The sequence below is a fragment of the Neorhizobium tomejilense genome (assembly GCF_964254135.1).
GTDB classification, from domain to species: Bacteria; Pseudomonadota; Alphaproteobacteria; order Rhizobiales; family Rhizobiaceae; genus Neorhizobium; species Neorhizobium tomejilense.
The window spans coordinates 1,989,339-2,004,140 of the sequence record NZ_CAXUSO020000001.1 but is presented as its reverse complement, the minus strand read 5'-3'; the positions used below and the strand labels follow the sequence as shown (position 1 = coordinate 2,004,140).

The following is a 14,802-nucleotide window of genomic DNA, read 5'->3' as shown; positions in this document are numbered from 1 at the left end:
ATGTGAAGAAGCGTATCGGTCGCTCGGTTTCTCGCAGGCTTCCGCCAAATCCTAAGCCTGGCGCGATGCGGTGAGGTGAGGGAGGGAGGCGACGTTGCGGGAACATGTGGCTGTTCTGGTAGCCAAACAGGTCTAGAGAATCTCAGTCCTGTTTCGTGGTTGCAGCCAGTCTATCCTGGCTAAAACCTCGTCTGTGATCTCGGGAGCGGTGCGTCCGTCGGTATTTATGTAAAGAATATCCTTGCCCGTCTCGGTCGCCATGCGGTTCATCTGCCGGAGAGAACGTCCGAGTTGAGCCTCCATGCTTCCTTCAGTTTCTCGCCGGGCCAATCTGCTGGCAATGTTCTCTTCCGTTGCCATCAGGCGAACGACAGTGAACCTGGCGCCGGGTATCGCCGACGTGATCCACCTTCTGTCGAAATCCAGGTGCATCATGACGCCTGACAGGATCAGGCGCTTGCTCCCCAGCTCCTTGTAAGTCGACCATATCGCCTTGAGGGTGAGGGCACTGACATCGGTCGTGCCCGGAGACAGCCGCTCCAGGTCCTGGCGCGAAGGGCGCGGGAATATCCGGTCCAGTTCGTCGCTTTCGATCGCTGCATGCGCAATACCGGCCTCGGCGAGGCGAGCGGAGATCTCCCAGGAAAGAGTAGACTTGCCGACGCCCGCAGGTCCGGTCAGCAGCAGGATTTCGATCTGGTCGTCAGGCCCTACAGCAACGTCCAAGCTCACACCCGCTCCACAAACCCATCGAGCACCCGCTTCTGACCGGCGCGATCAAACTCGATCGTCAGCTTGTTGCCTTCGATCGCCGAGATATTCCCGTTGCCGAACTTGACGTGGAACACCCGGTCGCCGACCGAAAATTGCGAGGGCTTGTCGGCGACCGATTTGGCCACCAGTTCACCGTCGATGGTGCGGGTGCGCGGGCCGCTTTCGCCGTAGCCGATGCGTTCCACGGCGTGGCCGGAGCGGGTGCCCCAGTTGTCGCGGGTGGCGTCGGTCTTGTTGGCCTGGGCGCGTTTCCAGCCGGGCGTCGAATAATTGTTGGCGAAGGGCTCGGCCTTGTCGAAACGCGACTGGCCGTAACCGCCGCGGCCGCCATAACCGCCGTAATTGCTGTCTGAGGCTGCGACGTCCACATGAGCTGCCGGTAGTTCGTCGAGGAAACGCGACGGCATGGTCGACTGCCACAGGCCGTGGATGCGGCGGTTCGAGACGAACCAGATGTGGCAGCGGTGTTTGGCGCGCGTCAGGCCGACATAGGCGAGGCGGCGTTCCTCTTCCAGCCCTGAACGGCCGCCCTCATCGAGCGCCCGCTGGTGCGGAAACAGGCCTTCCTCCCAGCCGGGCAGGAAGACGGTGTCGAATTCCAGGCCCTTGGCCGAATGCAGCGTCATGATCGAGACGGCATCGAGGTTTTCGTTGTTCTCGGCATCCATGACCAGCGAGACGTGTTCGAGGAAACCGCGCATGCTCTCGAAGGCCTCCATGGAACGCACCAGTTCCTTGAGGTTTTCCAGGCGGCCCGGCGCCTCCGCCGATTTGTCGTTCTGCCACATGGCGGTATAGCCGCTTTCGTCGAGGATCTGCTCGGCAAGCGTGGTGTGCAAAGTGTTTTCGAGCAGGCCCTGCCAGCGGCGGAAGTCGGTCACCACGTCGAACAGCGCCTTGCGGGCCTTCGGCTTCAGTTCGTCGGTCTCGATGAGGTCGGCCGCCGCCTGCAGCATGGGGATGTCGCGGGCGCGGGCATAGTCGTGCAGGTAGCGCACGGTCGTGTCGCCGAGGCCGCGCTTTGGGGTGTTGATGATCCGCTCGAAGGCAAGGTCGTCGGAGGGCTGGCAGACCATGCGGAAATAAGCCATGGCGTCGCGGATCTCGAGCCGCTCGTAGAAGCGCGGACCGCCGATGACCCGGTAGTTGAGGCCCAATGTTACGAACCGGTCTTCGAACTCGCGCATCTGGAACGAGGCGCGCACCAGGATCGCCATGTCGTTGAGCTTATGTTTGCCGCGCTGGAGGTTCTCGATCTCCTCGCCGACGGCGCGCGCTTCCTCTTCCGAATCCCAGGCTGCATGTACCACGACCTTCTCGTCGTCGGGGTCGGAGCGGTCGGTGAACAGCGTCTTGCCGAGGCGGCCCTCGTTATGGGCGATCAGATGGCCGGCGGCACCGAGGATGTGTTCGGTGGAGCGGTAGTTGCGCTCGAGTTTGATCACCTTGGCGCCCAGAAAATCCTTCTCGAAGCGCAGGATGTTGTCGACCTCCGCGCCGCGCCAGCCATAGATCGACTGGTCGTCGTCACCGACGCAGCAGACGTTCTGGGGAACGTCCTTGGGCCGCTGTGCAAGCAGCCGCAGCCACATGTACTGCGCGGTGTTGGTGTCCTGGTACTCGTCGACGAGGATGTAGCGGAACTTGCCGTGATATTCCTTCAGAAGATCCGGGTTCTTGCGGAGGATCGCGATCGGGTGCAGCAGCAGATCGCCGAAATCGCAGGCGTTCAGTGTGCGAAGCCGCGCCTGGTAGGCTGCATAGAGCTCGCGGCCCTTGCCGTTGGCAAATGCACGGGCGTCGCCCTCGGCAATGTCCGGCGGCGTCAGGCCCTTGTTCTTCCAGGTGTCGATCATGCCGGCGAACTGTTTTGCCGGCCAGCGCTTGTCGTCCAGCCCCTCGGCCTGGATCAGCTGCTTGATCAGCCGCACCACGTCGTCGGTGTCGAGAATGGTGAAGTCGGAGCGCAGGCCCGCGAGTTCCGCATGGCGGCGCAGCAGTTTCACGCCGATCGAGTGGAAGGTGCCCATCCAGGGCATGCCCTCGACCGCGCCGCCGACCAGAACGCCGACGCGTTCCTTCATTTCGCGCGCGGCCTTGTTGGTGAAGGTGACGGCAAGGATCTGCGAAGGGAAGGCCCGGCCGGTTGCGAGGATGTGGGCGATGCGGGTGGTCAGCACCCGCGTCTTGCCCGTGCCCGCGCCTGCGAGCACGAGGACAGGGCCGTCGAGCGTCTCGACCGCTTCGCGCTGTTCCGGGTTGAGGCCTGCGAGATAATCGGGCGCCCGGTGCTGGTCGCGGGCCGCCATGGCGCGCGCGGCGATGCCGAGGCCGCCGTTTCCGGCCGGCTGCGCCAGGGCGGGGGCCGGGCCCTTGCGCTGCGCCTGCTCAGGTTCTTCGTCGAAGAACGGAATGTCGTCGAAACTGTTCGTCATGCGGCCAATGTAGTGATTCGGACCTGAAAGACCAGAAAATGTTCTGCTTTCATTCTGACTGTTCACACAAGGCAAGGCCAAATTGTGAAGAGGCCGCCGGTTGCCCACTGCGAAAGCGGCGATTTTAGGAGTATATGTATGCCTCCGATCTAACATATGCGTGAAATTCCGTGAGGTTACATTTTTGTAAGGTTGCCGAACACCCATTGCGTGAGCACCCGCAAAAAAGGATACTCCCGGGCAATATGGCCTCCTGGTGCCGCCATCGGAGAATTGAATGCGGATTTGGAAACAGCTTCTGCTCTGTATCGTAGTCCTGGCCGGAGCGCTCGGCCTGTGGGTCTACCTGGTGCCGAGCGCCGGCGGAACCCTGACAAAGATGGGCATTCCCGGTGAAGTGATTGCCGCCGTCATTCCGAGAACCGCAGCCCAGCCCGCACCCGCTCCAGCGGGTGGTGCAAACGGCAATGCTGCGGCGCGTCCGCAAGGCGAGGGCGGAGCACAAGGCGCTGCGCAGAATGGGCAGCGCGGGGCAGGCGGCCAGGGTGGTGCCCAAGGCGGGGGCCAGGGCGGCAACCGGGCGACCCTCGTCGTCGCCCAGCCGGTGGCGATCGGCACCGTCAACGACCGCCTCTCGGCGATCGGCAGCGGTCAGGCCATCCAGTCGGTCGTCGTCATGCCGCAGGCTTCCGGTACCATCAACGAGATCATGGTGACGTCGGGCCAGAAGGTCACCAAGGGCCAGGTTCTGGCCCGCCTCGATGACGAAGAGCAGACGATCGAGCGCGACAAGGCGCGGGTGGCGCTGGCCAGCGCCCAGGAAAAATCCGCTTCCTACAAGAACCTGCAGTCGTTCTCGCGCCTCGACGTTTTCGATGCGCAGATCGCCGAACAGGCCGCAAAACTCGCACTCTCCACCGCCGAACTCAATCTCAGGCGCCGCGATATCGCCGCCCCGATCGACGGCATTGCCGGCATCGTCGCGGTCAATATCGGCGACAACGTCACCACCCAGACCAATATCGTGACGATCGACGACCGTACGGCCATTCTGGTCGATTTCTGGGCGCCGGAGCGTTTCGCGGTTGCGATCGAGCCGGGCCAGCCGGTCGAGGCGAGCTCGATCGCCCGTCCGGGCCAGGTCTTTTCCGGCAAGGTCGAGGCGATCGACAATCGCATCGATCCGGCAAGCCGTACGATGCGCATCCGCGCCCGGGTCGAAAATCCAGGCGACGTACTGCGCGCCGGCATGGCCTTCAACGTCGGCATGCGCTTTGCCGGCGAACGATATCCGGCGGTCGATCCGCTGGCCATCCAGTGGGACGGCGAAGGTTCGTATGTCTGGCAGGTCAGGGACAACAAGTCCGTCAAGACCCGGGTGCGCGTCGTCCAGCGCAACCCCGATGCGGTCCTCGTGGGCGGCGAGCTCAAAGAGGGCGACAGGATCGTGACCGAAGGTCTGCAGCGTGTGAGGGAAGGGGCTCCGGTCCGGATCTTGGGCGCGCCGGAAACGGCTGAGGTGGCGCGCCAATGAAGATCGAACTCCCAGGCGCTGGCCATGACGACGAGGGGAAGGCCGAGGCGGAGAAATCCGCCCAGAGCTTTACCGCCCTCTTCGTCCGCCGGCCGATCCTTGCCGCGGTTCTGAACACGCTGCTGGTCGTTGCTGGTCTTGCGGCTCTCGCCGGTGTCGAGGTGCGCGAACTTCCCGACGTCGACCAGCCGGTCATCACGGTGCGCACCAATTACGACGGCGCTTCGCCGCAGACGATGGACCAGGAAGTCACCCAGGTCATCGAGGGCGCCGTCGCGCGCGTCTCCGGCCTTAAGGCTCTGTCCTCGCAGTCGCAGTTCGGCTCCAGCCGCGTGACGATGGAGTTTTCCGACAGCGTCGATCTGTCGGAAGCCGCAAACGACGTGCGCGATGCGGTCGGCCGTGTCGTCAACCAGCTGCCGGACGATGCCGACGAACCGCGCATCGTCAAGGCGGACGCCGATTCCGACGCCATCATGCGCCTTGCGGTCACATCGTCGAACATGTCGATGGAAGACCTCACCCAGCTCGTCAACAACGAGGTGGTCGATCGGCTTGCCGCCGTCGAAGGTGTCGCGGACGTCGAACTCTACGGCGATCAGGACAAGGTGTTTCGCGTCGATGTCAACCAGTCCGCCCTGGCCGGCCGCGGCCTGACTGTTGCCGACGTCTCCAATGCGCTGTCGAGTGCGGCGCTCGACGTTCCGGCCGGCTCGCTGAAGAGCACGACCCAGGATATCGTCGTTCGTGCCACCGCCAACCTTACCACGCCCCAGGATTTCGAAAACGTCCTGATCGGCCCGAATGTCCGCGTCCGCGACGTGGCGACCGTGGCACTCGGCCCGGATGACGGCACGACGGTGCTGCGCGCCAACGGCGTGCAGGGCGTCGGCCTCGGCATCATCCGCCAGGCGCAATCGAACACGCTCAACATTTCCGAAGGTGTCAAGGCCGCCGTCGCTGAGATGCAGAAGGCGCTGCCGGAAGGCACCCGCATCGCCATCACCGGCGACGACGCGATCTTCATTCAGGGGGCGCTGCACGAGGTCGAGATCGCGTTGATGCTCTCGGCCGCGGTCGTCGTCGTGGTCATCTACCTCTTCCTGCGCGACTGGCGCGCCACGCTGATCCCAGCGATCACCATGCCGGTGGCGCTGATCGGCACGCTGGTGGCGATCTACCTCGTCGGTTTCTCGATCAACATCCTGACCCTGCTGGCGATCGTGCTCGCGACCGGTCTCGTGGTCGACGACGCGATCGTCGTGCTCGAAAACATCGTCCGGCGCCGAGCGGAAGGCATGGGTCCGCGCGCCGCCGCCGTGCTCGGCACCCAGGAAGTGTTCTTCGCCGTCATCGCGACCACGGCGACGCTTGCCGCCGTCTTCATTCCGCTGTCCTTCCTGCCCGGCCAGATCGGCGGCCTGTTCAAGGAATTCGGCTTCGTGCTCGCCTTCTCGGTGGCCCTGTCCTCGGTTACCGCCTTGACGCTCTGCCCGATGCTCGCGTCGCGCATGCTAACCAAGCCGATGAAGGAGGACCACGGTCTCCTCGGCGCCTTCGGCAACGGGTTCGCAAGGGTCTATGCGTCGTCGCTGCGGTTCTGCCTCAATGCGCCGCTGGTCGTCATCGTCGTGTCGGTGGTCTTCTCGATTGCCGCCTACAATGTCTTCGGCCTGGTCAAGAGCGAGCTGACGCCGCGCGAAGACCGCGCCACGATCATGCTGCGCCTGACGACGCCGCAGGGCGTCAGCCTCGATTATACCCGCGACCAGATGCAGCGCGTCGAAGAGAACCTGAAGTCGCTGCGCGATTCCGGCGAGATCACCAATGTCTTCTCGATCTCGGGTTTCGGCAGCAACACCAATAGCGGCTTCATGGTTCTGACGCTGGCGCCCTGGGGCGAGCGCAGCCGCACGCAGGACCAGATCGCCGCCGACGTCAACGCGGCGGCGCTGAGGGTTCCGGCCCTGCGCGGCTTCACCATGCAGGCGAACAGCCTGAAGATCCGCGGCGCCGGCAACGGCCTGCAGATGGCCTTGGTCGGCAACGACTACGACGTCCTGACCTCGACGGCACTGAAGCTCGTGTCGCATATGGAAAGCGAAGGCGCCCGGTTCTTCGATACGCCGCGTCTTACCAACGAGCCGACCCAGGCGCAGCTTTCGGTCGCGATCGACCGCGAGCGGGCCTCCGACCTCGGCATCGACATCACCGGCCTGTCGACCGCCATGCAGTCGCTGCTCGAGGGCCGCTCGGTCGTCGACGTCTTCGTCAACGGCGATGCGCTGCCGGTCAAGCTCACCTCGACCACAAGGCCGATCGACGACCCCACCGATCTCGAGAACATCTTCCTCAAGACCGGCGACGGCAAGATCGTGCCGATGTCGACGATCGCGACCTTGAAGGAAGGCGCGGTGGCGCCGCAGCTCAACCGCGAGGAACAGCTCGCCTCGGTGTCGATCTCGTCCAACCTGCGCGACGGCGTGGCGCTCGGCGATGCGGTCAGGGAAGTCTCCGCGATCGCCCAGCCGTTCCTGCCGGCGGGCGTCCGCCTGGTCCCAATGGCGGAGGCGAAGACGCTCGGCGAAAACTCCAACGCCATGCTGATGACCTTCGGTTTTGCGATCGCGATCATCTTCCTGGTGCTGGCGGCGCAGTTCGAAAGCGTGCTGTCGTCGATCATCATCATGTCGACCGTGCCGCTCGGTCTTGCCTGCGCCGCCATCGCGCTGGTGCTGACCGGATCGAGCCTCAACGTCTACAGCCAGATCGGTCTCGTGCTGCTGGTCGGCGTCATGGCGAAGAACGGCATCCTGATCGTCGAATTCGCCAATCAGCTGCGGGACCGCGGCACCAGCGTGCGCGAGGCGATCGAGAAGGCCTGCGCCATGCGTCTGCGCCCGGTGATGATGACGATGATCGCCACTGTCATCGGCGGCGTGCCGCTGCTGCTGGCCCAGGGCGCCGGTGCGGAAGCCCGTATCGCGCTCGGCTGGGTCATCGTCGGCGGCCTCGGCTTTGCGGTCATCGTGACGCTGTTCATCACCCCGGTCGCCTATCTTCTGATCGCCGGCTTCGCCAAGCCGCATATGCACGAGGAAGCGCGGTTCCATGAGGAGCTGGCGCATGCCTCGCGCGGCGGGCAGGAGAAGCAGGACAACGAGAAGGAAAAAGAGGAGCAGCTGCTCGCCGCCGAGTAACGGTCGGAGAGAAGACCTGTTCCTTCCATAATCGCTGTCCTCGGACCCGATCCGGGGACAGACAGGATAGCGTCGAGATTTTCGACGACCTACCGGCCGAGCAGGTCGTTGAGCTGGCCGGCAAGCGCGCCGCTGCCGGCCCGGTCGTCGGCCATCTTCTGAAACAATCCCGCCATTCCCTTGAAGATCAGCGAGGCCGGATCGTCTTCACCGAGGAATGCGGCGATTTCCTCCATCTCCGCCACCCAGCGATAGGCTTTCGCATACATGTCTGGAATGGCGCCCGAGAGTTTCCGATCGAGGTCGGGGTTGCTTTCGGCCATCTCCCGCCTGAGGCTCTGGTCGGCACCCGATCCGATGGCGGCGAGAAGCATGGCGGTGCCGAGGCCGGTGACGCCCTTGTTGATGCCCGCATAACACATCTTCAGCGCCGAGGCTGCCCCGACAGCCCCTTCGATCCGGCGGACGTGAAGCCCGTGCCCGGCCAGAACGGCGCTTCTGTCCGCCCCGTCACCGCTGACATAGAGTTTTGGCCCGGCCTTTCCCGGCTGCGGCGGCAGGCCGATGATCGAGCCGTCCAGCACGTTCGCCTGGCCGGGCCTGAAAACGGCTGCAACCTGGCGCATCGTGTCGGGCGAGATCGCGTTGCAATCGATGAATGTCACCGGGGCAGGGCGCTCTCCGATCGCCGCCGACAGACGTTCCGCGACGCCGATCGCCTCGCCGGGCGGGACGATCGATAGAACGATCTCCGCCCCGATGATGTCTTCGAGCGGGGCGGGCTCCATTCCGGCGGCTCTGGCCCGGTCGTGGCTCTCGGGCGAGCGGCCATCCAGATAGGTCAAGACCTTGGCGCCGCCGTCCGCCAACTGCCGGCCGATCCCGCTCCCCATCGCACCCGCGCCGATGATTGCAATTGTCGCCATCGCTGATCTCCTGAAACTTGAAAAGGGCAGGACCTGATCTAGCGCATCGATCGGTGACTTGCAGGTGAACTATTTGGCGCCGAGGAAAAAAGATCTGCCCGTGTGCCGGAATCAGGGAACTCCTGCCTCCACCTCGGTCAACGACGACTTCGGCGATTCGCGTGCGGCTCCTGTAACCCCTGCCGGGATGGAGCTGAAGGACTTACCGACGCGGGAGGCTCATGATGGACATCTCGCTGCGGTGGTCGCTTTCGAGGGTTCTTGTGCCCATGACGTCCATGACCGGCGCCTGTTAAACTTGCGGCAACCTTGTGCATGGCATGGCAATGTTGCCACGCAGCAGAAGGAGAGACGTATGGCGTTGATCGGCTTCAAGAATACCCATAACCAGTCCGTATACATCAATCCCGCCCAGGTGCTTTACGTCACGACCTTCGAAGAGGAAGTCACCATCGTCGCTCTCGCGCTTGCCAGCGCCGGCGGCAAGCCGACGGCCGTATACGTCCGCGGCAATGTCGATCAGGTACAGCAGAGGCTGAGCGTCGCCGTAGCAGGCTAGGTTCCGCGTCCGTCATCCTCATGTCGAGTTCGTCGGGGGCAGCTTTCAGCGCCCCGTCCAACACAAAAATCCGAAATCGCCAAGGCCCGACTCCGCGCGATCGGTCCGCCGCTGTTCCGGCTGGACAAAACCCGACCCGTCGCCTAACCAATCCCTTGAAAAGACAAGAGGAGAGTGATCATGGCGATCAAGGATGTGAAGGCAGGCCTTCGCAACGAAGAGGGCATCTCGACGGTCCTCGGCATCCTCAAGCAATCCTTCGGGGAGCGGTTTCAGACCGGCCAGTCGTTTCGCGAGCAGCATGCCCACACGACGACCTATCTGCCGGCGCAATTGCCGGATGGCGTCGTCTTCGTCGAGAACGCGGGTGACGTCAAAGCCGTGGTCAAGGCCTGCGCCGAACATCGCGTGCCGGTGGTGCCTTTCGGCATCGGCTCCTCGCTCGAAGGTCAGGTGAATGCGCCCTCCGGCGGCATCTCGATCGATTTCAGCCGCATGAACAAGGTGCTTCGGGTCAGCCCGGCCGATCTCGACGTAACCGTGGAGCCCGGCATCACCCGCGAGGAGCTGAACCGCGAGCTTCGCGACACCGGCCTGTTCTTCCCGATCGATCCCGGCGCCAACGCCTCGGTCGGCGGCATGACCGCCACCCGCGCGTCCGGCACCAATGCCGTGCGCTACGGGACGATGAAGGACAATGTCCTGTCGCTGACCGTCGTCACCGCCGACGGCGAGGAAATCCGCACCGCGCAGCGGGCCCGGAAATCCTCGGCCGGCTACGATCTGACCCGCCTCTTCGTCGGTTCGGAAGGCACGCTCGGCGTCATCACCTCTGTGACGTTGAGGCTGCAGGGCATTCCGGAAAAGATCGGCGGCGGCGTCTGCGCCTTCCTGAGCGTCAAGGCCGCCTGCGACGCCGTGATCATGACCATCCAGATGGGCATCCCGGTCGCCCGCATCGAACTGCTGGACGACGTGCAGATGCGCGCCTGCAATGCCTATTCAAAACTCTCCTATCCGGAAAAGCCGACACTCTTCCTGGAATTCCACGGCACCGAGGAAACGGTGGCGCTGCAATCGGCGCAGTTTGCCGAGATCGCCACGGAATGCGGCGGCGACGAATTTCTCTGGACCGCCAATGCCGAGGAGCGGGCAAAGCTCTGGAACGCGCGGCACAATGCCTATTGGGCAAGCCGGGCGCTGGCGCCGGAACTCGACGGCCTTTCGACCGACGTCTGCGTGCCGATCTCGCGGCTTGCCGAATGCGTCGCCGAAACCCAGGCCGATATTGCGGAACAGGGATTGCTTGCACCGATCGTCGGCCATGCGGGCGACGGCAATTTCCACGTCCTGGTGCTTTTCGACGGCAAGGACCCAGCCTCGGTCGACAAGGTCGAAGCGTTCATCGCCCGCCTCAACCACCGGGCACTTTCGATGGACGGAACCTGCACCGGCGAGCATGGCGTCGGCCAGGGCAAGATGTCGTTCCTCGAGGAGGAACTGGGCGGTGCCGTCGAGCTGATGCGGACGATCAAGCGGGGCCTTGATCCGGATAATATCTTCAATCCGGGCAAGATCTTCAGGATTGCCGAATGAGATGCTCCCGCAAGCTTGACTTGCCTGTGAACCCAATGGAACTAGTCTCTTAAGCAAGATCAGGGAGACGGATACCGTGCTCGGACGCATCCTGTTGGCATTCGGCGGATTGGTGGTGGTGGCGCTGTTCACAGCGCTGCTCGCGCCGTTCTTCGTCGACTGGTCGAGCCTGCGCGTCGGCTTCGAGGAGCAGGCAAGCCGCATCCTCGGCAAGAAGGTGACCGTCCACGGCGACGTCGATGCACGTATACTGCCGTTTCCCTCAGTCACCCTGCATGACGTGCGGGTGGGGCCCGATACGGATGGTCAGCCGCTGGTGCAGGTGGCACGGTTTTCGATGGATATGGAGCTGGCGCCGTTCCTCTCGGGCGAGGCGCGTATCTTCGATATGCGCATCGAGGAGCCGAAGGCGCGGATCCGGCTGTTGAAGGACGGCTCGCTCGACTGGATGCGCGGCAGCCGTGCCGCGATCCCGGCCCGCACGGTGGTCATCGAGGACGTGCATATCACCGGCGGCGAGATCAACCTGATCGACGAACAGTCCGGGCAGTCGCGGCAGATCACCGGCCTCGCGGGCGATTTTTCCGCCGGCTCGCTGCGCGGCCCCTGGCGCGGCGAAGGCAATGCGGCGCTCGACGGTCATGAGACGCGGTTCAACCTGGCGAGCGGCACGGCGGATGCCGAGGGCAAGCGTATGCCGATGCGCCTCAGGCTCTGGCCGGATGCGCAGCCCGTCGAGGTCAATCTCGACGGCGAGCTGACCGTCGCCGACAACAAGCCTGCCTATAACGGCAACTTCACCCTCGACTTCCTGCAGGAGGAAGACGAGACCGAGCCGGTGACGCCGCCGCCGCCCGGGCCACGCCTCAAGGGCGGGTTCGAGGTCACCAACGAACGCATCCGCGTTCCGCAATACCGGCTGGAAGTCGGGGCGACCGACAACCCTTACGTCGTAACCGGCGAAGCGACGCTCGATACCGGCGAGAAGCCTGAATTCCTGCTGACAGCAGACGGCCAGCAGATCGACGTCAATCGGCTGGGCGAGGGCGCGCGGGCCAAGACCGGCCGCGATGCCGCCGCTTCGGCGCAGCGCCGTATCAACAATTTCATCCGGCTGGCGGCCTCGATCCCCATTCCGCAGGTGCCCGGCCGCGCCAGCCTCAGGCTACCGGCGATCGTCGCCAACGACACGACCATACGCGATATCAGGCTCGACATCCGGCCCGCCGGGCGCGGCTGGACGGTGGACAACGTGGTCGCCACCCTGCCGGGCCGCACGCAGTTGGAGGCCAAGGGCAGCCTCGTGCTTCGCGACCGGACGTCCTTCGTCGGCGACATGCTGGTCGCCTCCAGCCAGCCGTCCGGGCTTTCCGACTGGCTTTCGGGCCGGGTGGCGCCCGAGCTGCGCCAGCTCCGCTCCGCCGGCTTTTCGGCAAAGGTCAACCTGACGCCGGACCTGCAGCGGTTCGACAACCTCGAACTGGCCGTCGGCCCGGCAACGCTCAAGGGCCGTGTGGAACGCCAGTCCGCCCAGGGGCAGACGCCCAATCTTTCGATGAGCCTTGCCGGCAACGAGATCGATATTGATGCGATGCGGGCGCTCGCCTCGCTGATGACCGGCGACGATGCGGGCCAGGACGTGCTCGACCATCGGGTTGCCGCGACGCTGAAGGCCGACCGGTTCACCGCCCTCGGGGTCGCCGCCAACAATGTCGACACCGCCTTCACCCTGGCCGGCGGCGCGCTGTCGCTGGAGCGCCTGACGATCGGCAATGTCGAAGGCGCCACGGTTTCGGCACGAGGTCGCGTAGAAGGCTCGCTGCTTGCCTATTCGGGCAATGGCAGCCTCACTTTCCGTTCCGCCGATCCGACGGCTTTCCTGACCATGCTGCGCGATCGGCTGCCCGCGCATCCGGCTCTCGCCCGGCTTGCGGAAAACGGCGCCTGGTTCGCCAATACGGATCTCGGTGCCAGCCTGACCGTCGGCGGCGACCTCAACGGCGTGGAGGTCGTCCTCAAGGGCAAGACCAACGGCAGCGCGGTCAATGCCAACCTGAAGCTTCCAGGCCTCTTCGACCTGACGGGCGGCACCGACATGACGCTCGTCGCGTCGCTCGACAATCCCGATCCGATGGTTCTCCTGGGGCAGGCGGGTCTCGATCCCCTGCCTTTCAAGGGGGATGGCGCGGGCGAACTGTTGCTCAACGTCCACCAGGGCCCGGATGCCGCCGCAAAGGCTGCGCTGACATTCACGACCGAAAAGACCTCGCTGGACATCAACGGCGATATCCGGATCGGCAGCGAGGGTTTTGGCGAGGGCAGCGGTCACGTCACGCTCAGAAGCGCGGATCTGGAACCCTATCTGCTGATGAACGGCATCGGCCTGCCGCAGTTCGGCACCGGCATGCCGGTGACACTCGACGCGGATTTCAGCATGACGCCGGAAGCGGTGAAGATCGCTGCCCTCAAGGGTGCGGCGGACGGCAATGCGATCAGCGGCGACATCGCCGTCGACCGCAAGGCGCCGGGCATGCCGGCAACCGGCTCGCTCAGCGTCGACAGCCTCGATCTTGCCTGGCTCGGGGAGGCGATCTACGGGCCGGTCAGCGATCCGCAGAGCGGGGCATTTTCCTCCAAACCCTTTGCCCGGCCGATCTTTTCCGGCGCGGACGTCGCTCTCGACGTCAAGGCGCGAAGGTTCGATGCCGGCGTTTTCGGCAATATCGGTGATTTTGCAGCCAGGGTCACCCATCGCAGCGGCGGCATCACCATCGAGAACGGTGCGGGCAACTGGCAGGGCGGCCGGCTTGCCGGCCGGCTGCTGATGTCGAACGGTGACGGAACAGGACTTCTGCAGGCCCGGATTTCGGCGGAGAACGCCGATCTCGCGCCGCTCGTCTGGAAGGCTGGCGGCAAGCCGGTCGCCAGCGGCAAGCTCGATTTCAACATGTCCGCCGAATCGACCGGCAGGACCTTGGCCGAACTCCTCGGTGCAACGAGCGGTTCGGCCGAGTTGCGGCTGAAGGGCCTGACCGTCGCCGGCATCAATCCCGATGCGATGAAGCCCTTGATGGCCGGGGTCGACAAGCTTGGCGGCGAGGTGACGGAGTCGAGGGTCCGGCCGATCGCAACCGGCCTGCTGCATCAGGGAAGTGCGGCGGTCGGCAACGTGACCATCCCCGTGACGATCACGGCCGGCGAAGCGCGGGCGCAGAATGTCGCAGCCGGCGTCGGCGCGACGAAGCTCGCGGGCGAGGGGCGCTTCGATCTGCTGGATGACAGTCTGAGCGCAAATCTGGCGGTCACCTACGATGCCGGCGAGGAAGCGCTGGCCGGCGGCGATCCGACCATCCGGCTCGAATATTCGGGGGACCTTGCCGCACCCGCCAAACGGGTCGATATCGCGGCGATGACGAATTTCCTGTCGCAGCGGGCTTTCGAGCAGCAGCGGCGGCGTGTCGAGACGCTGCAGGCGAGCGTGCTCGAAAAGCAGCGTCTTCGCCGTGAGGTGGCGCTCTATAATTTCCAGGCGATCGAGCGGCAGGCGGCCCGCGACAAGGCGGCGGCCGAAGAGCGGGCCCGCCAGCAGCAGGCGGCCGAGGCGGAACGCCAGCGTCAGGGAGTGGAGGCGGCGGCGCGAGCGGCGGAAGAGGTGCGTCAGCGCCAGATCAGCCAGCCGCCGCAGCTGATCGTACCGCCGACCGACGGCGCGATCCGCCAGAACTTTCCGTCCCCCGGCATTTCCAATATGCCAAGTCTGCCAGGGGTGCAGCAGTAG

The 14,802-nt window shown here is 64.7% G+C and carries 8 protein-coding genes; 5 read left to right on the top strand and 3 right to left on the bottom strand.

Annotation, left to right across the window (positions count from 1 at the left end):
• Positions 1-132: 132 nt before the first annotated feature.
• Together ACSQ3G_RS10350 and ACSQ3G_RS10345 are read right to left on the bottom strand one after the other, a co-directional pair.
• Complete coding sequence (locus ACSQ3G_RS10350) at positions 133-732, bottom strand: AAA family ATPase (RefSeq protein WP_436109960.1); 600 nt, start codon at positions 730-732, stop codon at positions 133-135.
• Complete coding sequence (locus ACSQ3G_RS10345) at positions 729-3,209, bottom strand: ATP-dependent helicase (protein ID WP_436109959.1); 2,481 nt, start codon at positions 3,207-3,209, stop codon at positions 729-731. Before ACSQ3G_RS10345 ends, ACSQ3G_RS10350 begins: the two co-directional genes overlap by 4 nt.
• 277 nt (positions 3,210-3,486) lie before the next feature.
• Here ACSQ3G_RS10345 and ACSQ3G_RS10340 point away from each other — a divergent pair, with 277 nt between their 5' ends.
• Entirely contained in the window at positions 3,487-4,743 is a 1,257-nt protein-coding gene (locus ACSQ3G_RS10340) for an efflux RND transporter periplasmic adaptor subunit (RefSeq protein WP_436109958.1), read from the top strand.
• Complete coding sequence (locus ACSQ3G_RS10335) at positions 4,740-7,943, top strand: efflux RND transporter permease subunit (protein ID WP_436109957.1); 3,204 nt, start codon at positions 4,740-4,742, stop codon at positions 7,941-7,943. The genes ACSQ3G_RS10340 and ACSQ3G_RS10335 overlap by 4 nt, the downstream gene beginning before the upstream one ends.
• A gap of 89 nt (positions 7,944-8,032) precedes the next feature.
• On the opposite strand, the gene ACSQ3G_RS10330 is transcribed toward ACSQ3G_RS10335, so the two are convergent.
• Positions 8,033-8,869 (bottom strand): NAD(P)-dependent oxidoreductase, encoded by an 837-nt coding sequence (locus tag ACSQ3G_RS10330; protein WP_436109956.1) that lies wholly within the window; start codon positions 8,867-8,869, stop codon positions 8,033-8,035.
• 355 nt (positions 8,870-9,224) lie between these two features.
• On the opposite strand from ACSQ3G_RS10330, the gene ACSQ3G_RS10325 reads away from it, so the two are divergent.
• The 3 genes from ACSQ3G_RS10325 (at position 9,225) to ACSQ3G_RS10315 (ending at position 14,802) form a co-directional block, all read left to right on the top strand.
• Positions 9,225-9,428: a hypothetical protein gene (locus tag ACSQ3G_RS10325; RefSeq protein WP_436109955.1), complete on the top strand. Its 204-nt coding sequence runs from the start codon at positions 9,225-9,227 to the stop codon at positions 9,426-9,428.
• 180 nt (positions 9,429-9,608) lie between these two features.
• Complete coding sequence (locus ACSQ3G_RS10320) at positions 9,609-11,024, top strand: FAD-binding oxidoreductase (RefSeq protein ID WP_436109954.1); 1,416 nt, start codon at positions 9,609-9,611, stop codon at positions 11,022-11,024.
• Positions 11,025-11,100: 76 nt separating this feature from the next.
• Positions 11,101-14,802 carry an AsmA family protein gene (locus ACSQ3G_RS10315; protein WP_436109953.1) on the top strand — a complete coding sequence of 1,234 codons (3,702 nt, stop codon included), beginning with the start codon at positions 11,101-11,103 and terminating at the stop codon, positions 14,800-14,802.

Coding starts and splice junctions, on each gene's coding strand:
- ACSQ3G_RS10345 (WP_436109959.1), bottom strand. CDS start 3,209: ATGACGAACAGTTTCGACGACATTCCGTTCTTCGACGAAGAACCTGAG.
- ACSQ3G_RS10340 (WP_436109958.1), top strand. CDS start 3,487: ATGCGGATTTGGAAACAGCTTCTGCTCTGTATCGTAGTCCTGGCCGGA.
- ACSQ3G_RS10335 (WP_436109957.1), top strand. CDS start 4,740: ATGAAGATCGAACTCCCAGGCGCTGGCCATGACGACGAGGGGAAGGCC.
- ACSQ3G_RS10330 (WP_436109956.1), bottom strand. CDS start 8,869: ATGGCGACAATTGCAATCATCGGCGCGGGTGCGATGGGGAGCGGGATC.
- ACSQ3G_RS10325 (WP_436109955.1), top strand. CDS start 9,225: ATGGCGTTGATCGGCTTCAAGAATACCCATAACCAGTCCGTATACATC.
- ACSQ3G_RS10320 (WP_436109954.1), top strand. CDS start 9,609: ATGGCGATCAAGGATGTGAAGGCAGGCCTTCGCAACGAAGAGGGCATC.